Below are 25,686 nucleotides of genomic sequence, written 5' to 3'. Positions count from 1 at the left end.
AGAGTCCTGCTGGCTGCTGAGTCGTCGCTTGCCGTCCAGGTAGAGACAAAGAATGGAATGGTTCAGTGCCATCAATTGACCATAGAGAACGAAATACATTAAGTGTTGCGTTTTTAATTGATGGCATATACTTGATTTGTACTTGAATGATAATCCCAGTAAGTCTTTGCTTGGTAGTATTTTTTAGGGGAAGTGATGATTGATAATACTGTGATGAAAATCAGTTTAAAGAATGGGATTAAAGATCTTATCGAAATGTCTGGGGGAGTAAGAGGAATCGAATATAGTCCAAGTCGTGAGGCCTATATAAACAAAAGCCAGCTTGTTTGGTTTTATATTGACGAAGAAAAAATGACAATCGCAATGAACTTTGGTGATATTAGGTCGGAACTGAAATTTCCAGATCATGGTGGTGAATTTCAGCGAATCAAACGAGAGCTTATAAGGTAGTCATGGATGCTGTTTTATAGGCTTGATATAGCTCCCTCATCACCGGAGCTATATCATGACTGATGAAGGTTGCTGACGTTATTTCTCGACTACGACACGTGCATTTAACGGTTGTAGCGGACGGTTGTTAGCTCCCATTGCCTCTCTTAGCATAGAAATTCGTTTTGTCGAAGCTGCCACTGGCTCTTGTAGAACAAACCAGCGAACACCCTCACTGCATGGCGGCGTAGTTAAAGAACCATTGAAACGGTAGTAATAATCAGTACTCGGCAACAACTCGCTTGGCTTAACCTCTGCATCCAACTCTACTTCATCGTGTTCCGACGGAATTTCGGTCAGTAAGTTAGATAAGTTCTTATTGAAGGCTGGATCTGCTTCAAACATTACCGCCACTACAGCCAGATTACCTTGCTCATTGGCATGAACAAAGTGCGCTTCAAGTGGGTACTGTTTGTTTTTAATATAGTTCTCTGACGGTGTATGGAAATGGAACTGCTTCAGGTCGAAAGACTTCCCATCAACTAGCAGCGTATTTAGCCCTTCAACATTCGCCTGTACAGTATGGCCGTTGTTGATCAATTCCGTCACTTTACCCTGATATTGGATATTTAGCGGCGCAAGATCTACTTCAAGAGGTTGGGTTATGTTAATTGGAGATTGGTTATTTCCCGCTGCACATATCGGGTGCGTATCCCCCCAGTGCTCAACACCATGCTCGCCTGTATAGCTCCACTTACCTTCAGCCAAGGCAGAAGAAGAAAGCAGAAAACCTAACGCCGCTATAGCCAATTGTGTCTTTTTCATTTTTATACCTATGAGTTCAATGTTAAAGCTCATAATAAATTATGAAAAAAAATGCACCTGTCAACTAATTCCATGCAGCAACTAGGGGTTTCTTCCATTCAGGCTATATTGTAGCCATTGCTTCAGTGTAAGTGGGTCCCACGCCAATAATGCTTTTCTAATACTCGGAATTGTTCGGGAGTCGCGATTGGCGGAGCAATCACAACCAAACCTGCATGCATTGCTAATGCAGTAGTCGACGAAATTGAACAGAACGCAGAGGTGGATGTAAGCAGCGGTAAAGTGAGTTAACCACCCACCACCTATAACGGACGTTTTTTTGTCTGTCGCCACTGGCCGTTTTTAGGCACAAAAAAGGCCACTAAAAAGTGGCCTCTAATTACTCGCAAATACCGAGTTTATTCTTTACCGTATACGTTGTTTTCCTGCTCGAGAACACGGATGAAAGTTGCTCTCTTCGTCAGCTCTTTCAAGTGCGCCGCGCCAACGTAGGTACAGGTTGAGCGGATTCCGCCCATGATATCCTGGATGGTATTGTCAACTTCACCACGGAAAGGCAATAGCACGGTTTTACCTTCAGCGGCGCGGTAGTTAGCCACTCCGCCTGAGTGCTTGTCCATCGCGCTCTGAGATGACATTCCGTAGAATTTCATGAAAGCTTTGCCGTCTTGATGAATTACTTCGCCGCCACTTTCTACATGGCCCGCCAGCATACCGCCAAGCATAACGAAATCTGCACCACCACCAAAGGCTTTAGCAACATCGCCGGCACATGCACAACCACCGTCACCGATGATACGACCGCCCAGGCCGTGTGCCGCATCAGCACATTCAATGATGGCTGAAAGCTGCGGGTAACCAACACCGGTTTTAACACGAGTCGTACAGACAGAGCCCGGACCGATACCGACTTTAACGATATCGGCTCCGGCAAGGATCAGTTCTTCAACCATGTCACCGGTCACGACGTTACCTGCGCTGATCACTTTGTCTGGGAATTCAGCACGCACTTTTTGTACGTACTCAACAAGGTGCTCAGAATACCCATTGGCAATATCAATGCAGATGAAGATTAAGTCATCTGTCAGCGCCATGATGTCTTTGGTTTTTTGGAAATCAGCTTCTGATGTGCCGGTCGATACCATCGCATTGTTTAACACGGTAGCTTCATTGGATTCGATGAAACCAGCCCAGTCTTCAACGGTATAGTGCTTATGTACGGCTGTCATTACCCCGTGTTTCGCAAGCGAGGCGGCCATTTCGAAGCTACCGACTGAATCCATATTTGCCGCAATAATAGGAACGCCAGACCATTGACGACCGCTATGCTTGAATGTAAAATCGCGGGTTAATTCGACTTGAGAGCGGCTTTTCAGGGTAGAACGTTTTGGACGAAACAGTACATCTTTAAAACCCAATTTCAAGTCTTGTTCGATACGCATAGTATTTCCTTAGTATTATCGAATATTGCTCTCAGCCTTCCGGTTATTGGCAGATAACCGATTGCGTCAGATGAGCAGGCACAAAAAAACCGGAGCGTTGGCAGACGCTCCGGTTTTCAGCATTATAGGCCCAGAAAGTTAATTAACAAGTCTGATAATATGTTTTTTTTTGTGTTATCCTTTCGAAGATTGAACCCGCAGCATCCTGAATTTTAGTAAAATATTCTTCTTTCTCTTCCTGTCCTCTTCCATTCTCGCTGGAACATTGCATAATTCCCTCTACCAATAGTATTAAACAATGAAAGGGTCGATTTTTTGACCTGATTGGTATCAAGAGCTTGCTATGTGGATAGGTTACCTTGTTAAGCAAAAGAAAAATTAAAAAGATATTCCCGCTTGATTTTTACGGGGAAGACGGAAGTTGGCGCTTCATCATTCGGGCAGATCATCCAGACGAAATCATCGATGCCATGTATTGGCGGGCATATATTTCATGCCACCGGAAGGATTTTGATTTGTTGCATATAGCAACGGATAAATTTAACTATAAGTATAATTATTCGTCATCTGACTCATCAGAAGTTCATTATGGTTTAGGCGGTGCGCCTCTGCGGGTGAATATGATGGGGCCTATCGTGCCGATCTCCGTGATCTTAAAAAAATGGCGGCGGTAAAAACCACCCTTGTTTTATCTAAGCCTGTGTTTAGCTAATAGCTGACCGTGATGGTAATAAAATAAAAACGGAGTGTCCGACTTGTGGCCACTCCGTTTTTTTATGCTGGCTATCGTTGCGTCGCGAGATTCAAGTCATTTTAAGATGCAGGACTGAGAGTGGTTTGGGTATACAATGATTGAGTTCGCTGAGCAAGTTAAGCTATTGTTAGCAGAATGTACGAGAGAATACTAAAAGGACATAGGAATGAAGCAAAGACTTTTACTGGCTGCAGGGTTAATGTTTCCGGTTATGGCTATGTCATCTTCGTTGCCTGACATGGTGGGGCTGTGGCAGTGCGTACCGGAAGAGGTTGCTGCTGCAGGTGAACAAAGCTGGGTAAGGTATGATTTTCGTCCGGATGGCACGATAAAGTCGCAAGAATGGATTCGCTATCAGGAAGAGAAACAGACGAAGTTGGAATATAACCTGTTTGTCGATTACAGCTATAAGCAAACAGGGCAGGATTATGTACTCAAGCCAGTGCTGTTGAACCGCAAAATAATTACTGATACTTACAATACCAACCCATTTGATTATGACCAGCGTCGTGACTTAACCGGCTACCGTATTTTCTTTAAACCGAACTTACTGAGTGAAAATAAAGCGCAGTTTGATATGTGGTATCACATTACGCCCGCTGAGCATTTTACTATGCAGTGTCAGCGACAAATAAGCTGAAATCACGGATTCACTGAACTCGGGGCGGGGATCTCCAGATTGTGTGGGAAGGCTTTATTAAAATTTCACACCTTTTCTGTAACCGAGTCTGGTTGATAGATTTGACAGACTGCTGACCTGAAGCTGACATAGCCAGAGCACTCAAAGATACAATGTTCACTATCAATAACAACATAAAGTAGCTTATGAAATTACTCATCACTTGTTTATTAATGGTGTCATTTGTCCTGCCTTCGTTTGCCTGGGCAAAGAAAGGCCATCACGGCGGTCATCATCATGATGTTGTCGTCGTGAAACATAAAAAGAAGCGTCACCATCATCACCACGACGATCATCATTATTCTCAGAATGTTGTTGTGGTAAATCAACCCCAACACCATTATCACCGCTCTCGATTACCTGAGATTGCAACTTTTGCGGTGATCGCGGGTGCCTCTTATGCCATTGTTGAAAATGTGTTTTATAAGAAATCGGGTGATAATTACGTTTACGCAGAGAGACCCGCGAATCGCTAGCATCGAGCCATTATGATGGCCGTTTCTCTGTGTGAAACCATGTTTGCAAAGGCGGTAATGTCTTGTTCTAGTAATGAGTGCATCCGCCTTTTTTTACCGGTCATATTCCTAGACCAGTAAATTGTTAGTTTTGAGACAGATGGCAGTATGCCATTTCACCTGTTTCCGATACTATGAATCATCAAGGAAATGATAAGAGATGGATCGATGTTGAAATATATCGTAACAATGCTGCTAGGTATGTGCATCGGTGTTTATATTGGTGTGACTTACAAAGATCTGATCGTAGATGCGACTAACGCGAGTCCACTAGAACAGATTCAAAATATGTATGAAGGCGCTAAAGAACAAGCATCTGATACCGCCGATGAGCTAGCCGAAAAATTGGAAGAACTGCAGAGTTAAATGATTGAGTAAAACCGATTGGTACACCGTTACCAATTTGGATTGTTTGTACTCGGCCTAGCAGGCTCCTGCTACACGATTCCCCATTATATGCTTTCACCAGATGCGATTTGGAAGTCTAAGTCGATAATTGGTTCTTTAAGCATTTCTCCTTTTAAACGTGCTAATAATTGTTCTGCGGCTGTTTGGCCGATGCGTTCGCGTGGCGTGATCACCGTGGCTAACTTAGGCACCATTATCTGGCTGATATCATGACCGTGGAAACCGGCAATACCAATCTGCTGCGGAACGTTGATCCCCAAACGCTGGCACTCATAAATAGCCCCGACGGCAAGATCGTCATTGGTACAAAAAATGCCGTCAGCATCAGGGTAGTCTCTTAACATTTGATGTAACAAGGCTGCCCCAAGAGTAAAGGAAGAGGCATCTTCAGTCTGTAAACTGATCGGCTTTAAGCCATGCTCTAACATTGCCTGTTCGTAACCCTGCATTTTCAGTCGAGTGCGGGCATCCAGTCGTGCTGCGAAATAGACAATGTTCTTGCGCCCTTTGGCGATCATTGTTGTTGTCATTGCTCTGGCTGCAGCCTGATTATCAATTCCTACCGCTTGCTCGATTGCCGGCGATACAGAGTCCATGATTTCAATGACAGGAATACCCGCTGTTTTGAGCATCTTCCGGGCTCGGTCGGTGTGATAGCTTTCCGAGAGAATGATGCCATCCACATTGTATGACAGCAGCGAAGCAATACTTTGTTCCTCGAGAGTCTTACTGTAGCCATAGTGGGCAAGCATGGTTTGATAGCCTGCGGGCCCCGTTATCTTTTCAATTCCGCGTATTACTTCAGCGAAAACCTGATTGCTCAATGACGGAACCAGTACGCCGATCGCATTACTTTTTGCATTAGAAAGGATATCAGGTGCGCGATTGGGGATATAACCTAGCTCTTCGACGGCATCAGAAATTTTGGTTTGCAGAGGCTCGGAAACCAGAGTGGGGTTACGCAAAAAACGACTGACTGTCATCTTGGTTACACCCACTAAATTCGCGACATCCTGAAGGGTCGGCCGTTTCTTTTTAATTACCATTTTTCCACATCGTCACTGTACTTGTTACTGGTAACATTAACACAGTTTTTGCAGGAATATGAATGTAATAACAAGGAAAGCGATTGCAAGAAAAAGGCCCTCGCTATTAAGGGCCATTGACCGGTTAATCGCTAATCTTTACTTCTGTTCTTGGTGATTGATTCCACATAAAGTGGAATTTTTCGTCTTCGGGCCGATCGATGCGAGAATAAGTATGTGAGCCGAAATAATCCCGTTGTGCCTGAAGCAGATTGGCCGGTAAAGTTTCGCTGCACATTGCATCAAAATAGTTCAGCGCGGAACTAATGCCCGGGCAGCTGACACCGAGCAGACTGGCGTTAGCGACAGCCTTGCGCCAGTTGAGCTGGCGCAGTTCTAATTCATGGCTGAACGTTGAATCTAACAGCAGGTTATTCAATTCTGGCTGAGCGGTGTATGCATCCGCGATGGATTGCAAAAAGATTGCCCGAATGATGCATCCCGCCCGCCATATCTTGGCGATGCTGGCAAAATCCAGCTGCCAATCTTGTTGCTGTGCTGTGGTTTTCATGAGTTCGAAGCCCTGGGCGTATGCGCAGAGTTTGGCGCAATAGAGGGCATCGTGAAGTTGCTCGATAGCGGTGTCTTTATTGATTGAGATTGCCGTGTCCGTGATCACCTGCAGTGATTTTGCGGCCAGCGTTCGTTGATCTTTTAAGCCACTCAGTGAACGAGCATACACTGCCTGAGCTATTGTCGGGGCTGGGCAGCCGGCTTCCAGGCTGGTGACTGCCGTCCACAACCCAGTCCCTTTTTGACCGGCTTTATCGAGGATCATCTCGACCAGAGGTTTCTTGGTCGCTGGATCTTGCTGCTGGAGAATATCAGCACTGATTTCCATCAGGTAACTGTTCAGTATTCCTTTATTCCATTGTGCAAATACCTGGCCAATTTCACGGGCGGGCATATTCAATACCTGATGCAGGAATTGGTACACTTCGCAAATAAGCTGCATATCGGCATATTCAATACCGTTATGGACCATTTTGACATAATGACCAGAGCCGCTTGGGCCGATATAAGCTGCGCAAGGCTCTCCGCTGCTTAGCGGTGGGAGCTGTAAACCGCTCTGATCAACCTTTGCCGCGATAGCTTCCCACATCGGTTGTATATGCTGCCAGGAAGCGGCACAGCCACTGGCCATGAGTGCGGGGCCAAACCGAGCACCTATTTCACCGCCTGAAACGGCTGTGCTGAAAAACTTAAATAGCGTGTTGTACGTTTCATCGCGAGCAATGGTGTCAGTCCACAGGCTATTGCCGGTATCAATAACGATGTCATTGGCTTCAATCCCCGCATCGATTAACGATGCGATGACACTGTCGACGGCCTTACCTGCCGGAACTGACAGGGCGATGATCCGTGGTTTTTCCAAACTGCTTAATATTTCAGCTAAAGACTGGCAGGATAGAAACTGTCCTTTACCAAGCTGGCTCGCTTCATCCTGAGCCTGCTTTACGAGCTTGGGATTCAGATCAAAACCGGCAACCTTGAACTGGTTATCGAGCAGATTGAGCGCCAGGTTTCTGCCCATGACACCCAGACCAATCATGGCGATATTACACAAAGTATCAGTCATTATATTTTCCCTTTTTTTCAGTCTGGTATGACTGATTGATAGCCAGTTTTTCTAAGATGTCGGTTAATACCTGATCTGCAGAGTGGCAGATATCGATAAAGATAGCTTCGTGTTGTTCCGGCTCAACTAACGTGGCGAATTGACTTTTAAGCATCGTGTGGCCATTGAAGTAGTGATCGGATCTTTTCTTATGCCTGTTCCAGATGGTCTCGAAATCACCCTGAAGATAGATGATGGTCAGTTCGGTATTGTTTTGACGCAGCATATCTCGGTATTCTGGTTTTAACGCTGAGCACGCGATCACTGCGGTTGGTTCAGAACAAAACACCTGATTCAGTTTTGTTAACCAGTCAAAACGGTCATTATCGGTGAGTGGAATACCTTGTTTCATTTTTTCGACATTTTCCTGAGGATGAAAATCGTCCCCGTCAAAAAATTGTAGATTTAAAGCTGTGGCCAGATTCCGGCCAATAAGGCTTTTTCCACAACCAGATACTCCCATAACTAATATTTTTTTATTGTTCATAAGGCGTATTTTCCTGGCCCTGCCTTACAGCAGGGCAATATTTGATCAATCTTTTAAATCACAAATCTCTTTTGAACTGCGGGCACTGAATATATCTGTCAGCAATAAAGCAAATATATTCAGATCAGTTTATTGCCACCACAGAGCAAGCTGCGGGAAGATAATAACCAGAGATAATGTAATGATTTGTAACCCGATAAATGGCAGTAGCGAACTGAAAATCTCACCCAGACTGATGTCTTTAGGCGCAACCGATTTCAGATAAAATGCTGCGGGTCCGAATGGTGGTGAAAGGAATGAAACCTGCATGTTTAGGCAGAACACGACACCAAACCAGATTGGGTCCATGCCAAGGTTGGTAATTATCGGTACGAAAATTGGCATGGTCAGTAGCGCGACACCTACCCAGTCGAGGAACATGCCCAGAACCAGCAAAATGGCCATCATTATTAACAATGTCGTTGTCGGGCTACCACCGCTTAACGCGAAGATCGTTTGCTCTACAAAATGGATTCCCCCCATCAGGTTGTAGACGCCGACCAGTGCGCTGGCTCCAATACCAATCCACATGATCATGCCGCAGGTTTTCATGGTAGCGACGGCACTTTCTTTAAGCATTTTTGTGTTCATTTCGCCACGGATCACCGCACTAATCATGATACCAACAACCCCTAATGCCGAAGCTTCAGTGACTGATGCGACGCCTGTGTAGATACTGCCGAGCACGGTGGCTACCGACAGCATGGGGAAAAACAAGGCTTTAAAGTAACTAGGATGTTGTTTGGCATCTTGAGCCAGTTCTTCTTCGGTAGGAAGAGGAGCTAAAGCCGGATTCAACTTACAGCGTACTAACACGTAAATGATGTACAGCAGCGCCAAAAGTAGCGCAGGTAAAAACGAGGCTTTGAAGAGGTCACCAATAGAGACGCTGGCAGTTAAACCGTAGATGATCAGGACAATACTGGGTGGCAGCATGGTACCTAATGCGCCGCCAGCACAGGTGGTGCCAATTGCGAGCTTGCGGTCGTAACCTAAACGAAGCATCTGCGGTAAGGCCAGAATGCCGAGCAGAACAGTTTCACCGCCTATCACGCCTGACATGGATGCCAGTACCACGGCAACCAGCAAGGTTTGGACGGCGACACCGCCACGAAGACGGCGACCAAAGACTTTCATGGCATCAAATAGATCGCGAGCGATACCTGAGCGATCTAACAGTGCTGCCATTAATACGAACATCGGAACGGCAAGGAAGATGTAGCCATCGACAAAGCCATACATGCGACTGGTTACCAGAGGAAGGGCATCTACGCCGAACCAGCCCAGAGTAAAAAATATAGCCACAAAACCGGTAACAAATGCCAGTTGCATGCCCGTTAGCAAAAGGGCAATCATCATAACCAGCATTAGCAAACTGCCGTAGCCAAGACCTAACGCTGATAAATCAAACATCTTTTTGTTTCCTCAGGATATTGATTTCAAAAATAAGGTGAAGAATAAACTGAACCACTAATACACAAAATGTTATAAAAATAATGGCTTTAAGCAGTGCTGGAAAGGGCGGGTTCCAGGCAGAGCCTGAGGAGTCTAATCTCAATTCTCCCCATGGTGAAAACCAGGATTCGTGAGCCATTTGGTAAGAAGCCCAGGTCATCATGCCAGAGAAGGCTAATCCTACAAGATGGTGGAAAATGTTCAGGATATGGCGTGTTTTAACCGAAACTGCGTCGTAAATAAGTACCACCCGAACATGTTTGTTGGTGGCAAAGGCATAAATACCACCGAATACAAAGAGTGAGCCGCCGATGAACGAGGCCGTTTCATGGACCCAGATAGTCGGAGAGTTGAAGACGTAACGCATCAGGACTTCGTAAAATGAAATCGCAACAGTAAAAATAAAAAAGAGGCTAAGGAGATTTCCAAGTTTGATGATAAAAGCGTCCAGCAGATTACGAGGCTTTTCATCGTCAGGTTCTTGAGCTGATTTGTTGGTATTCATCGCAGGATGTCCATGTGGAGCTGAGGGCTGAACTAGCCCTCATAATGAAACCGCTATTGAGCTTGCTGTTGTAAGTAACCTGAAAATCAGGTGTTATAGCAGCGCATTTTCTTCTAAGAACTGAGTCACTGAGTCGTAAACTTTCTCCGCATTTGGTGAACGTTTTGCAAATACTTTCCATTGCTCACGGGCAATTTCGCGGAATTTCTTACGTTCGTCTGCAGACCAGTTGTGAATCGTGATGTTTGGATTTTCTTCAGCTTCTTTTACCGCTTGCTGATCGGCAATTTTAAGCTGAGTGGTAATATCGTATGAAAGATCACGTACAGACGTTGTCAGAATCTCTTGCAGATCTGCTGGTAGTTTGTCCCATTTCTTCTGGCTGACAGAGATATCGATCAAAGGCAGTGAGTGGAAACCCGGTTGGACGGGATGTGTTGCAATGTCGTTCATACCGGCTTTCTGGTTGGTTGAGAACACCGTATAGTCAGCAGCATCAATAACGCCTTTACTCAGGCCGGTGAATACTTCAGAACCAGGCAGGTTAACAGGAGATGCGCCGGCAGCCGCGAAGACTTGCTGTACCAGCCCTTCAGGGGCACGTAGCTTAAGACCCTTTAGATCAGCCACGCTATTAAGTGGTACTTTTGATACAAATGATTCAACCCCGGTGGTGGAGCCTCCAACAAACTTCACACCGTAGGGTGCATATAGTTCCGTCATTAGCTCATAGCCGCCACCGTAGTTGATGTACTGCAGTAACTGAGTCGTGTCAGACCAGGCGCCGACCATATTACCAATCAGGCCAAAAGCGGGATCTTTACCAGAAAAGTAACCGGTTGCAGTGATGTGACCGTCGATGATGCCCATCTTTATCGCACCTAATGTTTCAGTATGTTTTACGATACTTCCGACGGGTAACAAATCAATATCAATGCGGCCCGCTGACATTGTTTCAATGCGGTCAGCCCAGGCCTGCTGAACCTGGAAGTTCTTATCACCTGAAGGATCAGAAGATTGAATTTTGAAGGTAAAATCAGCAGCGTATGCTGTTGTTGATAACAGGCTTGCGATCGTTCCGGCGATTAAGGTCTTCGTTATTTTTTTCATATTGGTATCCTTTGGTTGTTCACGTCGTTATAGGGCATTTCTATTGCTAATAATAATATGTTACCGGTAACCTTTGTGGGTGCATGTTACCGGTAACGTTGATTGCTTGTCTTTGAATTGGATCACAAATATTCACATGTCAATAACAATAGGGGGGAGTGAAGGGTCAGCCAAGGACCTTTTGATCAAGTGCAGTGTGTATGGATTGGTGCAATATCAAGCATGATTAAAAGAAAATCACACACTTATTATTTTTCTTGATTATCAATTATTTACATAGTCTTTGGGGTGAGTGTAAAAAAAAGCGGCAACCTGTTGGCCGCCGCTTTTAATGTTAGGAGAAATGGTGTTAATCAGAGAATTAAATTCTAGTCTGCGCTGTTACCATCTTTGCTTCAGCGGCCTTACAGGCTGCTGCTGTGAAGATAACGTCCGTAGAGCTGTTCAGAGCGGTTTCCGCTGAATCCTGAATCACACCAATAATGAAGCCAACGGCAACAACCTGCATGGCCACTTCATTTGGAATACCAAACAGGCTACAAGCGAGTGGAATAAGCAACAGTGAGCCACCGGCAACACCTGATGCGCCACAAGCTGATACGGCTGCTACAACACTCAGTAATATAGCTGTCGCAATGTCGACCTGAACACCCATAGTATGTACGGCTGCAAGAGTCAGTACGGTAATAGTGATCGCGGCACCTGCCATGTTGATAGTCGCACCTAGCGGGATAGACACTGAGTACGTATCTTCATGCAGATCCAGATCTTTACATAACTGCATGTTCACGGGAATGTTTGCCGCCGAACTACGGGTAAAGAAAGCGGTAATACCACTTTCGCGTATGCACTTAAATACTAGCGGATACGGGTTTTCTTGGGTTTTCACATAAACAATGATTGGGTTTACCACAAAGGCAATGACTGCCATTGAACCTAGCAGTACCGCAAGCAGATGTGCGTAACCAGCCAGTGCGGCAAAACCAGTTTCTGCGAACGTATTCGCAACCAGGCCGAAAATACCGATTGGTGCCAGACGAATAACAAAGCGAACGATCGAGGTTACGCCTTCAGACATGTCGTGGAACACTTGTTTGGTTGCGTCGCTTGCTTTGTGCAGGGCAAAACCAAGTGCGATAGCCCATGCCAGAATACCGATGAAGTTACCTGTCATGAGCGCGTTGACTGGGTTGTCTACGATCTTAAATAGCAGGGTATTCAGTACTTCTGCAATGCCTTCAGGTGGCGTTGCATTTGCGCTGCCAGCAACAAGAGTTAAAGTGGTTGGAAAAAGAAAACTCATGACTACTGCGGTAAGTGCCGCCATCAGTGTACCGAAAAGATACAGCATAATGATTGGCTTCATATTTGTATGGGCACCTTTCTTCTGGTTGGCAATCGAAGAGGCAACCAGGATGAAAACCAGGATCGGAGCGACGGCTTTCAATGCACTAACAAATAATCCACCCAAGAAACCAACATTAACTGCTGACTCGGGTGCTATGGACGCAAGGAGGATACCTGCAATGATACCAACGAGAATTTGGAGAACCAAACTTCCGTTGGCGACTCGGGCTAAAAAAGGTTGTTGTGTTTGATTCATAATACATCCTGCATAATTATTATATATGTATTGAAGCGTTATATTTCGCTTCAGAAACATTTTTTAACAGGATCTGCGACAGATTACCAGATCTCTTTTTAGAAACTATTGTGTCACATCTATTTAACCTTATTTTTGTGATAGCCGACCAATATCACAAAACGGTCTTAGTCCTGGTTTGTGGTGTTAACCTTACTCATAAATAACGGCTGCTATTTGTTAAAAAAGCTCATACCACAGCATGAGCTTTTCAGTCGGATTTTCATTCACCTATTGAATGATTTTCACCCTTTTGGTGGCACCAATGATTGCAATGCTGGAGGCTTAATTGTGTAAGCTTTGTTTTTTTGTGCCTGTTGCAAAAGAGCCAGCAGGGCCGCTTTATCCCATGTTCCTTTTTCTTTGCCGTAAGTGGCAGCCATCATTGCGGCAACCTCTTTCTCTAATTGGCTGACGAGTGCGTTGTCCAAATGCTGCTTCGGCCATTGCTGGAAATAGGTTTGCACCCGGAGCGGCTGTCCGGATTTTACTGCTGCAATCAGCTGTTGAACCGGGTTCATAACTGCCTGCGCTTGACTTGATTTTTCTGTTGGCCTTGTTGCTTGAGCATTGTGCTTTGCCCTTAGCCATAGTACCAGGGTGATAAGCCATAAAGTGGCAAATAAGGCCGTCGCCCATGGCCACCATCCGCTACTTGTCACTACTTTGACTTCGGTCGGGGTGGCGTTTTCTGTTGGGCGGGGATCTGACAACGCCGGTAGCAGTGGCATGCTGACAGTATTGCTGCTATCACCTGGCAGTACATTAATGGACAAACCATCGAGCTTGCTGGTTTCCTGCTGGCCTGTGGTCGTATTCCACCAGTTTATCGGCAGGGCTGGTAAGGTTAACTGACCTTGCTCTCGGGGAATAATCACCTGCTTGACGGTCATGCTGGTGAAGCCATCGTTACTGCTGTACACCGGTGTTTCGTCATACACTCGAACGGAGGCCGGATATTGCAGCGACAGATTGGGCATGCTGCTTTGGGCCGCATTTTTAATACGTAGAGTAATAATACGGGTTAAAGGTTCACCAATACGTACTTCATTTGATTGTGGTTGCCATTCCTGTTCAAGCTGTAGCTCCGGGGTAGGAAGCCATAAGCCCTGATAACCAGCAGGCTTGCCTTTGACATCAAGTGACAGGTTTTGAGCTTGTTTATCGACCGGGAAACTGACAGTGGAGCCAAAACCTCGACTGCCTTTTATTACGTTACCTTTAAATTGTGCACCTTCCAGCAGGATCGAACCGGCTTTATTGGCGGTGATTTGATAGTAACGGGTGATCACGATATAGCGGCGGCCGTTAATAACGGTTTCAGCTTGTCTGTCATCACCGTCTTGGACAACATCGAGTCCGTCGCCCTGAGGAGCAATCAAAGCGGCCTGATCCATCTTTTCGCCAATGTGGATTTGCACCCGATAGCGCAGACTTTCGCCGATATAGAGCTGCTCTTTATCGATCTCGGTATCAAGTTTGATATCCGGCTTGGTGGAATCCGTCGTGTTGGTTTTGCTGCTCTTTAAGGACTGAATAACGATTGGCTCAGTCGTTGAGCTGCCAATGCGAAAACTCGGGATGGTAAATTCCCCGACAGCGTTGGTTGCCATTGCCACTTTCCATTCCGTGTTGCGGGTGATCACACCATTGACCATTGAGGTGTTAGTACTGACGCTCGGGCGTCCATAAGTGAAGCTATTGGATAATGGAGATAAATCCAGTGCATTGGTATTGATGCTGGCATCCACTGAAACGGTCAGCTGGAATACCTCATTGACCCCGACAATATTCTTCGATACCGTCGCCACAGCCTGTGCAGCCGAAGCAATGGCTGGCATGAAACCGGCGATAATCAGCATTGTTGCCCACAGGAATGCAGTTGTTGGGCGTTTTGACTGAGACAAAATATTCATTTTCCTTTTCATCGTATCACCATGAATTCTCGGTAGACTGTGGTGCTTGTTTCTGACGAGCCTGTAATAGTAGCTGAGCACGGATCAAACCGCTGGTGTCATCGGGTACCTGTTCCAGCTTCTTAAGGATCGGGTCACTGGCTGACAGCGGATTGGTATTGTCATCATTGGCCGCAATAGCCTGAGACGGTTGCTCGGTGTTTTCAACCCCCTCGGAAGATGCTTGTTCGGCGGATTGCTGAGCTGATTGTTGCTGGTTGGGATCTTGTGGTTGATCCTGTTCCTGCTGTTGCTCCGGATTTTGTTGCGGATCAGCATTGTCAGCGGATTGTTGTTTATCGCCGCTATCCTGTTGTGATCTGTCACGATTGTTCTCGGAATTGTGCTGATCTTCTGACTGACTGTCGTTTTGCGGTGAATCTGATGATTGCTCTTTATTGTCTGAGCTATTCTGCTCAGATTGTTGCTGTTGCTGTTGCTGTTGCTGTTGCTGTTGCTGTTGCTGTTGCTGTTGCTGTTGCTGTTGCTGTTGCTGTTGCTGTTGCTGTTGCTGTTGCTGTTGCTGTTGCTGTTGCTGTTGCTGTTGTTCTTCTTCTTTCTGCTCTTTGGCCTTTTTGACGATATCGAGATTTTTTTGTGCATCGGTATACTCCGGATTGCTCGCCAGCAAATCTTGATAGGTCTTGATGGCTTCATCAAGCTGTCCGGCCTGGGCGTAAGCGTTACCAAGGTTATAGCGAGAAGTCGGATCAGTAAGCGGTGCTAAGGTTTCGATGGCTTGTTGATAGTTACCGGCTTTGTACTGAGCAATGCCTTTCCATTGAGGATCCGAAAATTGCTCGGCTGCGGCAACATAATCATTTTGCTGGAAGGATTGGTATCCTTGCTGGTCGCTGTTTTCCCATGGTGATGCAAAAGCGTGGTCAACAGGCATCAATACCAGCATGGCTGCAATCACCACGCCACGACGGAACCCGAGCAGTGCAAATAGCATTAGTGGGATCAATAACCAAAAGCCGCCATTAATACGATCTTCCAGCTCTTTCTCTTTATCCTTATTGGCTTGTTCTCTCGGTGTGGCCGTAGCAGCAATGATAGCATCGACATCCCGGTTGCTTGTTTGCGATAACTGTAAGCTCCCGCTGGTTGCGCGCACCAGTGGCAATAGATTATCCAGTTCAACCCGAGCGATAACCGGTTTCCCCTGACTATCATTGAGCAGTCTGCCATCCGTCAGTCTTATTGGCGCCCCTTGTTGAGTGCCTACGGCAAGAATCGATAAACGGTATGCCTGATCCTCGAGTAAATCCATTACCTGTTCCGATTCTCTCTTACTCATGCCATCGGTGACCATAACAATGTCACCGCCAGCGTGACCCGCCTGCTTTAATAAGCTGATCGCTTCTCTTATTCCTGCTGCGGCATCACTGCCCTGAATCGGCATGATCTCCGGCGACAGGTTGGGGATCAGGGTTTTCAATGTACTGCTGTCTTCGGTCAGCGGGCTGACCATATAACCGTCGGCGGCATAAACGACCAGACCGGTACTGCCTTCTTTCCAACCGGGCAGCATATCCAGTGCTTTAAAGCGTGCCTGGGTTAAGCGGTTCGGGGTTATGTCGGTGGCGTACATTGAACGTGACATGTCCATGACTAAAACCCGTGCACCTGACAGACTGTATGCGGGCAGGGTTGTTTTCTGCCAGCTTGGCCCAGCCAGGGCGATGACTGCCAGTAACCAACCGATCCCTAACAACCAGAAAGGTTTAGCTGTTGTTTTGCCACGCTCAAATCCGAGCTGTTTAGCCAGATGGGGGGCAATTAGTCCCGAATGGTGAGCTTTGCCTTTTAACCACGGCAAAAGCAGTGCCAAGGGCAGTATGGCGAGTAACCAGTATGGGTGGAGAAAGGTGAAATCAACCATGACGTCTCCTCATCATTGCGATGACAACGGAAAGGGTCAAAACAATGGTTAACGGGAAACGGAATAACTCGTCACGAGGGCGCCAGGTTTGTTGCGCAGTATTAATAGGTTCCATTTGATCGATTAACTGATAAATATTTTTTAGCTCTTGCGGGTTACGGGCACGGAAATACTGACCACCCGTCATGTCGGCGATTTTGGTTAAGGCTCTTTCGTCGAGATCCTGTGAAGGATTGACTTTACGGGTCGAGAAAAAACTGCGTTGAAGCATCTCCTCGGCACCCACACCGACGGTATAAATGGTCACACCGCTTTTCGCCGCCAGTTCTGCCGCTTCTAATGGTTCGATAACGCCGGCAGTATTGGCTCCGTCGCTGAGTAAAATGATCACCCGCTGCGGAGCTTCGCTGTCAATAAAGGTTTTGGTAGCAATGCCTAAGCCTTCACCGATAGCGGTACTTTGACCAATCAAACCTAAGACGGTCCGGCTCAGTTGCTGTTGAACGGTATTGCGGTCAAAAGTCAGTGGTGTCTGCAGGTAGGCATGATCGGCAAACAGTACCAAACCAAGTCGGTCACCATTCCGGTGCTCTATAAAGTCAGACAGTACCTCTTTTACCGCGGTTAAGCGGTCAATACTCTCGCCGTCAGTGGTCACCATATCTTGGATCGACATCGATCCCGACAGATCGACGGCCAGCAGCATGTCTCGGTGATCCGGCTGTATCACGATAGGATCGCCATACCAGACCGGGCGGGCGAGTGCAGCAACCAGACAGATCCAGCTAATGACCATCATGACTTGGCGCCAGATAGTTTTCGGCTGCTGTTGCCCGATCCCTTCGGGCAGTTTAGGCAGCTTAATGGCCGCAGGCTTGATAACTGGCTTGCTAAAACGGTAGACCAGCCAGGCCAGCGGAAGTAGTGCCCAGGCCCAGATCCAGATGAATTCAAACATCGCGGTTCTCCTTTTTGTCGCCAGATGAGCCAATGGATAAATGACTATCTACTAAGGAGTAAGCCGTTTTTTTCGGTGGCAGCGCTTTTGTCAGCCAGACAGATGCAAGCCGTTTGCACTGTTTGAAGTCGTCACCGTTGATCCCTTGCGGGGAAAACAACCCTTGTTGCCATAGTTCAGCATGATCTTGAAAGCCTCGGTGTTTAGCCGGCAACTGTTGATCAAGAAATACCAGCCAGCTTTCACCGGTTAACCCTGCGACTTGTGGGCGAGGGAAATAACTCAGAGCTGCTTGGCGTAACAAGTCATTGATATCGCCCAGACGATCTGTCTGGCGAAGAGCTTTGAGTTGTTGCAAGGCTTCTTTCCGTGCTTGCTGAGTTGTGCGGTACTGTTTGAGATGACGAACTGCAACAAATACACCACCAATCATAAAGAGAATACATAACCACCATCCCCAAGCCAGGGGCCATATGCCCGGAATAGCTTGAAGATGAATATCGGCGATAGGAAGAGGAGCAAGAGTTTGATCAGCCATAATGAATGCGTTGACCTCCTAACTGCTGAAGTAAAGGTATAGCTGAAGATAAGTCGTGGAGTGGGATCGCCAGCGTCCGGGTCATCTCCCGGATAAAGCATTGATGCGCTTCATACTGCTGGCTGAGTTTTTCCCGGGTTTTCTTTGAGGAGAAATCGAGCCAGAGTGATTGCTTACTATCAGTAACATTTTCATTCCCCCTGAATGCAGTTTGGCCTTGCTCTAAGGGATCATGAATCCGCACAAATTGGATCCGGTTGTGATAGCGCAACTGGCTCAGGCGACGTTTATCACCATCTTCCAGCTGATAGAAATCACTGATAATCACAATTTCACTGCCTTTCGGACATAAGTGGTGCAAGTGCTTGAGAGCAGCGGAAAATGGAAGTGAGTGTCCGTTTTTTGCTTGCACCGTGGTACTTTTTTGCTCACCGAAAGTCTGATGTGCTCCGATTAACGCGTTGATAACACGGAGCGGTCCTTGCTGGCGTGCTGTCGGTTTACACTCTATAAGCTGGTTACCGTCATAAATGATGGCACCGACTCGGTCCTTCTCACGTACCGCAAGCCAACTTAATAAGCTGGCGAAGTGCGCAGCCTGAACCGATTTTAACATCAGTTGCGAGCCAAATTTCATGCTGTCACTGATATCAATCAGTAACATAACAGGCTGTTCACGTTCTTCGGTAAATAACTTGGTGTGGGTTTTCCCGGTTCGCGCTGTAACCCGCCAGTCAATTGCCCGAATATCATCGCCGGCCTGATATGGGCGAACTTCTGCGAAGTTCATTCCTCGGCCTTTCTGGCGACTCATGTGCTGGCCATTAAGTTGTGACCAGATACTTTTCGCCGGTGGCAACCACCGCATGGCTTGGTTTTTATATTGCATCAACTCTGCCAGCGATAGATTAACCCCATCGCTGTGGGCGGGCAGGGAGGCGGTCATGTCGCTTTGTGTCATGCGCAGGCAACCTGAGCGATTAGCTGGCTCACCACGGAATCTGCCGCAATACCTTCGGCCTGTGCTTCATAGCTGAGTAACAGGCGATGACGCAATACCGGGTAGGCCATCTGCTGAACATCTTCGGGGGTAACAAAATCACGGCCATTCAACCAGGCATTTGCCCGGGAACAGCGATCTAAAGCCAGAGAAGCCCTTGGGCTCACACCCATCTGTAACCAACTCGCCAGTTGTTTGCTGTAGCGTTCAGGCTGGCGTGTCGCCATGGTCAGGCGAATAATGTAATGCTCGATATCTTCTGCCATATGGATGTTCAATACATCGGTTCGGGCTGCAAAGATTTCCGCCTGGCTGATTTGTACAGGCTTTGATTTTACAATCCCCAGGGCTTCGCCGCGGTTTAAGCGCAGAATTTCCAGTTCACTGGCCTCATCCGGGTAGTTCACATTGAGCTGCAGTAAGAAACGATCGAGCTGTGCTTCAGGTAAAGGATAGGTGCCTTCCTGCTCAATAGGGTTCTGGGTTGCCATCACCAGAAATAGTTCAGGTAAAGAATAGGTTTTGCGACCGGTAGTGATCTGCTTTTCTGCCATTGCTTCTAGCATCGCCGCTTGTACTTTCGCGGGGGCGCGGTTGATCTCATCGGCCAGTAATAGTGAATTGAAAATCGGACCTGGCTGGAAAGTGAATTCAGCGGTTTCCGGACGGAAGATATCCGTTCCAGTCAGATCGGAAGGCAGCAGATCGGGCGTAAATTGAATTCGGTGAAAACTGCCTTCAATGCAATCAGACAGCACCTTGACAGCACGGGTCTTAGCAAGGCCAGGGGGCCCTTCTACCAGAATATGCCCGTCAGCAAGCAAGGCAATCAATAACTGTTTTACGAGATCAGGCTGTCCAATTACCTGGCTTTCCAGGTAGGTTTTAAGACGTTGAAAAGTTGTTGCTAACATAGATTGGTCATGTCCTTGGAATACAAACAGTCCAACAGGAAAGAGTGAGAGTCAGACTAAGAAAATACAATAAAGTTCACGCAGTATGATTTTTATAATATTCAGCGATTGGTGTCCAGTGATGGCTCGATCATGATGCCACCTTGTTGAATTATAGCGTATTCAGATGTTCATTCATGAAGAAGTGCTATCTGGTATGAAGATCTCTTCCACCTTGCGGCATGAAACTATTTACCAGTCTCTTTATAGCCAGACACTGCCTGGCTCGTTTCTTATGTCCAGGCTCGCTCAATCATCTTAGTGAATAAAACGAGGGCATAGATGCACGAGGCCATGGAATATAATGCTGCCAGATGTTCGTTAACCTTATTGTTTCTTCTTTGGTATAAATCCGCACCTTGCTATTTAACATATTATCAATATTACATCTTAGAACCCATGCTTATAGCATAAATGTATCATTTGCATAGCAAGAAAAATATTTGTGATTCTATTCAGGTATATTGGTAAGACCACCAATGCTGTGTATTGATGTTGATATGTGTATGTGTTCTTATAATTCTTGTGCAACAAATGGAACATAAATGTGTCATGTTAAATCGCTACGATGGAAAGATATTCAAGGATAAAGCTTAAGTTCTATCTGGATTGATATTCATATTTATAACGTGTTTTCTGACGGTAAATATAGTGATTACAGGCATATAGTGATTTGTATTGATAGGATGGAGTCTGATTTAATGAGTAAGAAAGTATTAGTGACTGGTGCAAACGGTGGAATGGGTTCTGCAATTACAGAAGCTTTAGTGAAGGCCGGTTATCGTGTAATTGCTTCGTATTACCCTAAAATTGAAGCAGAAGCAAAAGAATGGTTTAAACAGAATAATTATTCAGATGAGCAGGTTCGCTTGTTCCCGCTTGATGTTACAGATACGGCCTATTGCAAAGAGGCGATTGCAACATTGTTGCAGGAAGAAGGTTACATTGATGTGCTGGTTAATAATGCTGGAATTACACGTGATACGACATTCAAACGTATGTCGGTTGAGCAATGGAATGATGTGATTAATACAAATCTGAACAGTCTCTATAACGTGACTCATCCTCTGTTCGGTGTAATGTGTGAACATGGCAATGCCCGCATTATCAATATCACTTCTGTCAATGGCTTAAAAGGTCAGTTTGGTCAAACCAACTATTCTGCAGCTAAAGCAGGCATGATTGGTTTTACAAAAGCGCTCGCCGCAGAAGGTGCTCGATCCGGCGTTACGGTAAATGCGATAGCCCCTGGCTATACCGGCACAGCAATGGTTGAAGCGATTAAACCAGAGATACTTGAAGGGATTAAAGCTGAAGTTCCAATGAAACGTCTGGCTCGCCCTGCTGAAATTGCAGCTGCAGTGACTTTCCTTGCGAGTGACGAAGCCGCATATATTACAGGTGAAACATTATCAGTTAACGGCGGCTTATACATGCGCTAAGCCTGTATTAAATACGTTTGAAGAATGGACGCAAAAAGATCATGACTAAAGTATTTATTGTTGCCGCTAAACGTACACCAATTGGTAGTTTTAACGGTGCTCTTAAAACGGTTTCCCCCGCGAACCTTGCAGCTGTAGCGATCAAAGCTGCTTTAGCCCAGGCCGATGTAGCTGCTGACGCAATTGATGAAGTTGTACTCGGTAACGTAGTGGGGGCGGGGCAAGGTATGGGGCCGGGTCGTCAGGCCGCTATTTATGCCGGTATTCCCAATGAAGTGCCGGCTTATAGCCTGAATATGGTATGTGGTAGTGGCATGAAAGCCGTGATGGACGCCGCTGCACATATTAAAGCGGGCGATGCCGACCTAGTGGTTGCTGCTGGCTCGGAATCTATGTCACAAATTCCTTTCGCTGTCTCATCACAAATTCGTGATGGTCAGAAAATGGGCAGCATGGAGCTGACCGATCTATTGATTGCGGATGGTTTGACAGATGTTTTCAACGATTATCACATGGGTATGACCGCAGAAAATGTGGTTGAAAAAGTTGGCCTCACTCGCGAACAACAAGATAACTTTGCTTTATCTAGTCAGCAAAAAGCAGTGGCTGCCATCGAACAAGGGAAGTTTGTTGATGAAATCGCACCTGTTGAAGTGACCGTTCGTCGTAAAACCAGCTTAGTTGATACCGATGAATACCCTAAAGCCGATGCCACTATTGAAGGTCTGTCGAAGCTACGTCCGGCCTTTAAAAAGGATGGATCAGTAACGGCGGGCAATGCGTCCGGTATTAATGATGCCGGTAGCGCAATTATCGTCGCTTCTGAAGCTGCGGTTGAAAAATATGGCCTGACTCCTCTGGCAGAAATTAGAAGCTATGCGCAAGCTGGCGTTGCGCCAGAAGTCATGGGGCTTGGCCCTGTTCCTGCGGTTGTAAAAGCCTTGGGTAAAGCTGATTTGGATATTCAGTCGGTCGGTCTGTTTGAATTTAATGAAGCATTTGCTGGGCAGGCGTTGGGTGTGTTGCATGAAGTGGCTAATAAATTAAACACTTCGGTTGAAGACCTTGCCGAACGTACTAATGTTAATGGTGGTGCCATTGCACTAGGTCATCCTCTGGGCGCATCAGGTAACCGCATTATTGTCAGCCTTCTACACGAAATGCGTCGTCGTAGAACGGAATATGGCCTGGCCACACTTTGCGTGGGTGGTGGTATGGGTACTGCCATCGTATTGAAGAAGGTTTAACCCTCAGTTGCTCCAGATAAAGAGCAGTTGTTCCCAGATTGTACCAGCCTGAATTAAAAACTAATTCTTGGACAGGTACTTCGTTAATTACTTTTTGTTATTTAAGGAATTATGATTATGTATACGGAAATGTTTAAATCTTTCTCAGAGCAAACAGAAAAGACACTTGCACCTTACGTCAAGTTCAACAAACTCTTCACTAAGAATGTCGAAGATCTTACTGAACTTCAGCTTGCAGCTGTACGTGCTTATAGCGATCTTGGTTTATCTCAGCTTAAAGCTGTGGGTGAAGTGAAAGATCTTGAATCGTTGACAGCATTCAATAGCCAGCAGCTAGAAACATTAACTAAACTTTCCCAGCAGCTAATGGATGATAGCAACAAATTTTCTGCAGTGGCTCAGACGTTTAAAAATGATGTTGAAGAACTTGTTGCTGAAAATGTAAAGCAAGTGAATCCAGTTTAAGTGATATGACCACTCTGCCGCCCCTTTCTGAGGGCGGCATTATTAGCCCAGGTACAGAGGTCATTGTAATGAACTATAACTTCTTTTCTGACTATTTTGCCAAGCTCCAGGACATAAACCAGCTATGGTGGAAGGAAAACTCTGGCAAAACAGTCTATAACAGCCCTCTTAATCAAGCGCTAAACGAAGTAAGTCTTAATGATACAAAACAGCTGATTGAGAAAGCATCCGCACAACCTGCCGTTCTTGCAAAAGTGCAAATGGAGTGGTGGGATAACCAAATGAAAATTTGGCAGAATGTCGCCATGAATGGCGGTGAAGACAACGATCTAGTTAAGCCGGCAAAAGATGACAAGCGTTTCAGTGATCCCGCATGGGCAAACGAAGCGTACTACAACTACATTAAACAATCTTATCTGCTTTTCAGTAATACGATGAGAGAAAGCATCGACTCGATTGAAGGATTAGATGAAAAAGCTAAAGAGCGACTAGGGTTCTTTTCGCGCCAGGCAATTAATGCCCTTTCACCAACCAACTTTATAACGACCAACCCGGAACTCGCAAAACTTACAGTTGAAACAAATGGCGAGAACTTAGTCAAAGGCATGGAACTGCTACAGGAAGACATGAAGGCAAGTGCCGATGTGCTCAAAATTCGCATGACCAATGATAATGCCTTTAAGCTGGGTGACAATGTTGCGAATACGGCGGGTGATGTGGTGTTCAAGAATGAGCTATTCGAGCTGATTCAATATAAGCCTCTCACTGAAAAAGTAAATCAAACACCGCTGCTTATTGTTCCTCCGTTTATTAATAAATACTACATCTTGGATCTTCGTGAGAAGAATTCGATGATGCGTTGGTTGGTAGAGCAGGGCCACACGGTATTCATAATGTCGTGGCGCAATCCTGACGCAACGATGGTTGATATTGATTTTGAGCATTATGTACTTGATGGGACTGTAAAAGCGATTGATGTTGTTACAGATATTACGGGTGAAAAGCAAATTAATACTGCTGGTTACTGCATAGGTGGTACCTTGTTGGCGACAGCGTTAGCGTATTTTTCTGCCAAGCGTATGCGTAATCGTGTTAAGTCTGCTTCGCTATTTACAACATTACTGGACTTTTCACAACCAGGTGAAATTGGTGCTTACATCAATGATCCAATTATTACTGCAATTGAAGCGCAGAATGAAGCTAAGGGTTACATGGATGGTCGTTCACTGAGTGTAACCTTCAGCTTGTTACGTGAAAACAGTTTGTATTGGAACTACTACATCAATAATTACCTTAAAGGTAATAGCCCTATTGATTTTGACCTTTTATATTGGAATGGTGATAGTACCAATGTGTCAGTCGCTTGCCACAGTACATTGCTTCGCCAGTTTTATCTGGAGAACAAACTAGTCGATCCTAAGGGTTATAAAGTGGGGGGCGTATATATTGATCTGACGAAAGTTAAAGTTCCGACCTATTTTATCTCTACCCAAGAAGATCATATTGCCCTTTGGCAAGGTACTTACCGTGGAGCTCAAATGCTGAATGGTAATTCAACCTTTGTGCTTGGTGAGTCCGGTCATATCGCAGGCATTGTTAATCATCCGGATAAAAATAAATATGGTTTCTGGACGAATAATAATCAGGTTGAAGACGCTGAAGAATGGCTAAATGGAGCAAACCGCCAGGATGGCTCATGGTGGACTCACTGGAATAGCTGGTTGGCGAACTATAATACAGGTGAACAGGTTGATGCTCGAACATCAGGAAATGCCAATTATCCTGTGATAGCAGCGGCACCGGGCTCATATGTGTTACAAACATTGCCGATTGAAGCTTCGACGGTGTAAAAGAGCAGTAGTGTAAGCAGTTATTTAACCGGCTTAGCGCTGCTTAAATAACTAGATAGAAAAAAGCTGGCAAACATTTGTCGGCTTTTTCTATGTTAGGGTTACACGAACGCCAAAACAATATTGTTTATTCCACGCCATTCTTACCTTGTTATGCTTGATTATTGAGCTATTGGCAGGTGAATTGTAAAAAACGATTGTTATGTTTGAATATCTCCCTATAATTCGATTCCGTTGTCACGACAAACTACCGAGTAGGTAGCCGAGGCAATAACGTTCTTTAACAATTTGACCATGCAATCTGTGTGGGCACTCGTGAAAAAGTTAAGTCGAAAGATTTATCAATGAACTGAGTGACCGAACAGTATGATTCCTGCAGAGGAATGATATTGGCACAGTC

At 45.8% G+C, this 25,686-nt stretch carries 24 protein-coding genes; 9 read left to right on the top strand and 15 right to left on the bottom strand.

Annotated features, from left to right (window positions below):
• The first annotated feature begins 195 nt into the window (after nucleotides 1-195).
• Nucleotides 196-450, top strand: coding sequence for a hypothetical protein (locus R3289_RS18860; protein ID WP_318927394.1), 255 nt, complete (start codon nucleotides 196-198; stop codon nucleotides 448-450).
• A gap of 78 nt (nucleotides 451-528) precedes the next feature.
• Here the strand turns inward: R3289_RS18860 and R3289_RS18855 are convergent, their stop codons facing one another.
• Nucleotides 529-1,254, bottom strand: a complete 726-nt coding sequence (locus tag R3289_RS18855) for a carbonic anhydrase (protein ID WP_318927393.1) — start codon at nucleotides 1,252-1,254, stop codon at nucleotides 529-531.
• 398 nt (nucleotides 1,255-1,652) lie between these two features.
• On the bottom strand, nucleotides 1,653-2,696 hold the full coding sequence (locus R3289_RS18850) for a GMP reductase (RefSeq protein ID WP_318927391.1): 1,044 nt from the start codon (nucleotides 2,694-2,696) through the stop codon (nucleotides 1,653-1,655).
• Nucleotides 2,697-3,055: 359 nt separating this feature from the next.
• Between R3289_RS18850 and R3289_RS18845 the strand changes: the two genes are divergently transcribed.
• From R3289_RS18845 to R3289_RS18830, 4 genes are all read left to right on the top strand, one after another.
• Nucleotides 3,056-3,370, top strand: coding sequence for a hypothetical protein (locus R3289_RS18845; protein ID WP_318927390.1), 315 nt, complete (start codon nucleotides 3,056-3,058; stop codon nucleotides 3,368-3,370).
• A gap of 246 nt (nucleotides 3,371-3,616) precedes the next feature.
• Nucleotides 3,617-4,090: a hypothetical protein gene (locus R3289_RS18840; protein WP_318927389.1), complete on the top strand. Its 474-nt coding sequence runs from the start codon at nucleotides 3,617-3,619 to the stop codon at nucleotides 4,088-4,090.
• A gap of 185 nt (nucleotides 4,091-4,275) precedes the next feature.
• Entirely contained in the window at nucleotides 4,276-4,605 is a 330-nt protein-coding gene (locus R3289_RS18835) for a hypothetical protein (protein ID WP_318927387.1), read from the top strand.
• 207 nt (nucleotides 4,606-4,812) lie between these two features.
• Nucleotides 4,813-5,010 (top strand): YtxH domain-containing protein, encoded by a 198-nt coding sequence (locus R3289_RS18830; protein WP_318927386.1) that lies wholly within the window; start codon nucleotides 4,813-4,815, stop codon nucleotides 5,008-5,010.
• Nucleotides 5,011-5,096: 86 nt separating this feature from the next.
• Here the strand turns inward: R3289_RS18830 and gntR are convergent, their stop codons facing one another.
• From gntR to R3289_RS18765, 13 genes are all read right to left on the bottom strand, one after another.
• Complete coding sequence (gene gntR, locus R3289_RS18825) at nucleotides 5,097-6,098, bottom strand: gluconate operon transcriptional repressor GntR (RefSeq protein WP_318927384.1); 1,002 nt, start codon at nucleotides 6,096-6,098, stop codon at nucleotides 5,097-5,099.
• A 124-nt stretch (nucleotides 6,099-6,222) separates the two neighbouring features.
• The gene (gene gndA, locus R3289_RS18820; RefSeq protein ID WP_318927383.1) at nucleotides 6,223-7,716 is read right to left on the bottom strand and encodes an NADP-dependent phosphogluconate dehydrogenase; all 1,494 of its coding nucleotides are present in this window, start codon (nucleotides 7,714-7,716) and stop codon (nucleotides 6,223-6,225) included.
• The gene (locus tag R3289_RS18815; RefSeq protein WP_318927381.1) at nucleotides 7,709-8,242 is read right to left on the bottom strand and encodes a gluconokinase; all 534 of its coding nucleotides are present in this window, start codon (nucleotides 8,240-8,242) and stop codon (nucleotides 7,709-7,711) included. The genes gndA and R3289_RS18815 overlap by 8 nt, the downstream gene beginning before the upstream one ends.
• 129 nt (nucleotides 8,243-8,371) lie before the next feature.
• Nucleotides 8,372-9,694: a TRAP transporter large permease subunit gene (locus tag R3289_RS18810; RefSeq protein WP_318927378.1), complete on the bottom strand. Its 1,323-nt coding sequence runs from the start codon at nucleotides 9,692-9,694 to the stop codon at nucleotides 8,372-8,374.
• A complete protein-coding gene (locus R3289_RS18805) occupies nucleotides 9,687-10,241 on the bottom strand; it encodes a TRAP transporter small permease subunit (protein ID WP_318927376.1) in 555 nt (184 codons plus the stop codon). Before R3289_RS18805 ends, R3289_RS18810 begins: the two co-directional genes overlap by 8 nt.
• Before the next feature lie 93 nt (nucleotides 10,242-10,334).
• Nucleotides 10,335-11,351 (bottom strand): TRAP transporter substrate-binding protein, encoded by a 1,017-nt coding sequence (locus tag R3289_RS18800; protein ID WP_318927374.1) that lies wholly within the window; start codon nucleotides 11,349-11,351, stop codon nucleotides 10,335-10,337.
• Between the two features lie 361 nt (nucleotides 11,352-11,712).
• Nucleotides 11,713-12,954, bottom strand: coding sequence for a serine/threonine transporter SstT (gene sstT, locus R3289_RS18795; RefSeq protein ID WP_318927372.1), 1,242 nt, complete (start codon nucleotides 12,952-12,954; stop codon nucleotides 11,713-11,715).
• 284 nt (nucleotides 12,955-13,238) lie between these two features.
• On the bottom strand, nucleotides 13,239-14,921 hold the full coding sequence (locus tag R3289_RS18790) for a BatD family protein (protein ID WP_318927370.1): 1,683 nt from the start codon (nucleotides 14,919-14,921) through the stop codon (nucleotides 13,239-13,241).
• Nucleotides 14,922-14,925: 4 nt separating this feature from the next.
• Nucleotides 14,926-16,833 carry a VWA domain-containing protein gene (locus R3289_RS18785; RefSeq protein WP_318927368.1) on the bottom strand — a complete coding sequence of 636 codons (1,908 nt, stop codon included), beginning with the start codon at nucleotides 16,831-16,833 and terminating at the stop codon, nucleotides 14,926-14,928.
• On the bottom strand, nucleotides 16,826-17,791 hold the full coding sequence (locus R3289_RS18780; RefSeq protein WP_318927366.1) for a VWA domain-containing protein: 966 nt from the start codon (nucleotides 17,789-17,791) through the stop codon (nucleotides 16,826-16,828). The genes R3289_RS18785 and R3289_RS18780 overlap by 8 nt, the downstream gene beginning before the upstream one ends.
• The gene (locus R3289_RS18775) at nucleotides 17,784-18,329 is read right to left on the bottom strand and encodes a DUF4381 domain-containing protein (protein ID WP_318927365.1); all 546 of its coding nucleotides are present in this window, start codon (nucleotides 18,327-18,329) and stop codon (nucleotides 17,784-17,786) included. The genes R3289_RS18780 and R3289_RS18775 overlap by 8 nt, the downstream gene beginning before the upstream one ends.
• Nucleotides 18,322-19,290, bottom strand: coding sequence for a DUF58 domain-containing protein (locus R3289_RS18770; RefSeq protein WP_318927363.1), 969 nt, complete (start codon nucleotides 19,288-19,290; stop codon nucleotides 18,322-18,324). Before R3289_RS18770 ends, R3289_RS18775 begins: the two co-directional genes overlap by 8 nt.
• Nucleotides 19,287-20,243, bottom strand: coding sequence for a MoxR family ATPase (locus R3289_RS18765; RefSeq protein ID WP_318927362.1), 957 nt, complete (start codon nucleotides 20,241-20,243; stop codon nucleotides 19,287-19,289). The genes R3289_RS18770 and R3289_RS18765 overlap by 4 nt, the downstream gene beginning before the upstream one ends.
• A 740-nt stretch (nucleotides 20,244-20,983) precedes the next feature.
• Here R3289_RS18765 and R3289_RS18760 point away from each other — a divergent pair.
• The 4 genes from R3289_RS18760 (at nucleotide 20,984) to phaC (ending at nucleotide 25,286) form a co-directional block, all read left to right on the top strand.
• Nucleotides 20,984-21,724 carry an SDR family oxidoreductase gene (locus R3289_RS18760; RefSeq protein ID WP_318927361.1) on the top strand — a complete coding sequence of 247 codons (741 nt, stop codon included), beginning with the start codon at nucleotides 20,984-20,986 and terminating at the stop codon, nucleotides 21,722-21,724.
• 41 nt (nucleotides 21,725-21,765) lie between these two features.
• Nucleotides 21,766-22,971 (top strand): acetyl-CoA C-acetyltransferase, encoded by a 1,206-nt coding sequence (locus tag R3289_RS18755; RefSeq protein ID WP_318927360.1) that lies wholly within the window; start codon nucleotides 21,766-21,768, stop codon nucleotides 22,969-22,971.
• A gap of 117 nt (nucleotides 22,972-23,088) precedes the next feature.
• Nucleotides 23,089-23,436, top strand: a complete 348-nt coding sequence (locus R3289_RS18750; protein WP_107285271.1) for a phasin family protein — start codon at nucleotides 23,089-23,091, stop codon at nucleotides 23,434-23,436.
• A 68-nt stretch (nucleotides 23,437-23,504) separates the two neighbouring features.
• Nucleotides 23,505-25,286: a class I poly(R)-hydroxyalkanoic acid synthase gene (phaC, locus tag R3289_RS18745; RefSeq protein WP_318927358.1), complete on the top strand. Its 1,782-nt coding sequence runs from the start codon at nucleotides 23,505-23,507 to the stop codon at nucleotides 25,284-25,286.
• Nucleotides 25,287-25,686 lie beyond the last annotated feature (400 nt).

Source organism: Photobacterium sp. (assembly GCF_033720175.1).
Taxonomy (GTDB): Bacteria; Pseudomonadota; Gammaproteobacteria; order Enterobacterales; family Vibrionaceae; genus Photobacterium.
This window is presented reverse-complemented; position numbering and strand designations above follow the sequence as displayed.

Excerpts from the sequence above, each read along its gene's own strand:
- R3289_RS18765 (WP_318927362.1), bottom strand. The coding sequence starts at position 20,243 with ATGTTAGCAACAACTTTTCAACGTCTTAAAACCTACCTGGAAAGCCAG.
- phaC (WP_318927358.1), top strand. The coding sequence starts at position 23,505 with ATGAACTATAACTTCTTTTCTGACTATTTTGCCAAGCTCCAGGACATA.
- R3289_RS18770 (WP_318927363.1), bottom strand. The coding sequence starts at position 19,290 with ATGACACAAAGCGACATGACCGCCTCCCTGCCCGCCCACAGCGATGGG.
- R3289_RS18810 (WP_318927378.1), bottom strand. The coding sequence starts at position 9,694 with ATGTTTGATTTATCAGCGTTAGGTCTTGGCTACGGCAGTTTGCTAATG.
- R3289_RS18750 (WP_107285271.1), top strand. The coding sequence starts at position 23,089 with ATGTATACGGAAATGTTTAAATCTTTCTCAGAGCAAACAGAAAAGACA.
- R3289_RS18855 (WP_318927393.1), bottom strand. The coding sequence starts at position 1,254 with ATGAAAAAGACACAATTGGCTATAGCGGCGTTAGGTTTTCTGCTTTCT.
- R3289_RS18815 (WP_318927381.1), bottom strand. The coding sequence starts at position 8,242 with ATGAACAATAAAAAAATATTAGTTATGGGAGTATCTGGTTGTGGAAAA.
- R3289_RS18775 (WP_318927365.1), bottom strand. The coding sequence starts at position 18,329 with ATGGCTGATCAAACTCTTGCTCCTCTTCCTATCGCCGATATTCATCTT.
- R3289_RS18780 (WP_318927366.1), bottom strand. The coding sequence starts at position 17,791 with ATGTTTGAATTCATCTGGATCTGGGCCTGGGCACTACTTCCGCTGGCC.
- R3289_RS18785 (WP_318927368.1), bottom strand. The coding sequence starts at position 16,833 with ATGGTTGATTTCACCTTTCTCCACCCATACTGGTTACTCGCCATACTG.
- R3289_RS18800 (WP_318927374.1), bottom strand. The coding sequence starts at position 11,351 with ATGAAAAAAATAACGAAGACCTTAATCGCCGGAACGATCGCAAGCCTG.
- R3289_RS18790 (WP_318927370.1), bottom strand. The coding sequence starts at position 14,921 with ATGAAAAGGAAAATGAATATTTTGTCTCAGTCAAAACGCCCAACAACT.
- R3289_RS18760 (WP_318927361.1), top strand. The coding sequence starts at position 20,984 with ATGAGTAAGAAAGTATTAGTGACTGGTGCAAACGGTGGAATGGGTTCT.
- R3289_RS18860 (WP_318927394.1), top strand. The coding sequence starts at position 196 with ATGATTGATAATACTGTGATGAAAATCAGTTTAAAGAATGGGATTAAA.
- R3289_RS18830 (WP_318927386.1), top strand. The coding sequence starts at position 4,813 with ATGTTGAAATATATCGTAACAATGCTGCTAGGTATGTGCATCGGTGTT.
- R3289_RS18850 (WP_318927391.1), bottom strand. The coding sequence starts at position 2,696 with ATGCGTATCGAACAAGACTTGAAATTGGGTTTTAAAGATGTACTGTTT.
- sstT (WP_318927372.1), bottom strand. The coding sequence starts at position 12,954 with ATGAATCAAACACAACAACCTTTTTTAGCCCGAGTCGCCAACGGAAGT.
- gndA (WP_318927383.1), bottom strand. The coding sequence starts at position 7,716 with ATGACTGATACTTTGTGTAATATCGCCATGATTGGTCTGGGTGTCATG.
- gntR (WP_318927384.1), bottom strand. The coding sequence starts at position 6,098 with ATGGTAATTAAAAAGAAACGGCCGACCCTTCAGGATGTCGCGAATTTA.
- R3289_RS18840 (WP_318927389.1), top strand. The coding sequence starts at position 3,617 with ATGAAGCAAAGACTTTTACTGGCTGCAGGGTTAATGTTTCCGGTTATG.
- R3289_RS18755 (WP_318927360.1), top strand. The coding sequence starts at position 21,766 with ATGACTAAAGTATTTATTGTTGCCGCTAAACGTACACCAATTGGTAGT.
- R3289_RS18805 (WP_318927376.1), bottom strand. The coding sequence starts at position 10,241 with ATGAATACCAACAAATCAGCTCAAGAACCTGACGATGAAAAGCCTCGT.
- R3289_RS18835 (WP_318927387.1), top strand. The coding sequence starts at position 4,276 with ATGAAATTACTCATCACTTGTTTATTAATGGTGTCATTTGTCCTGCCT.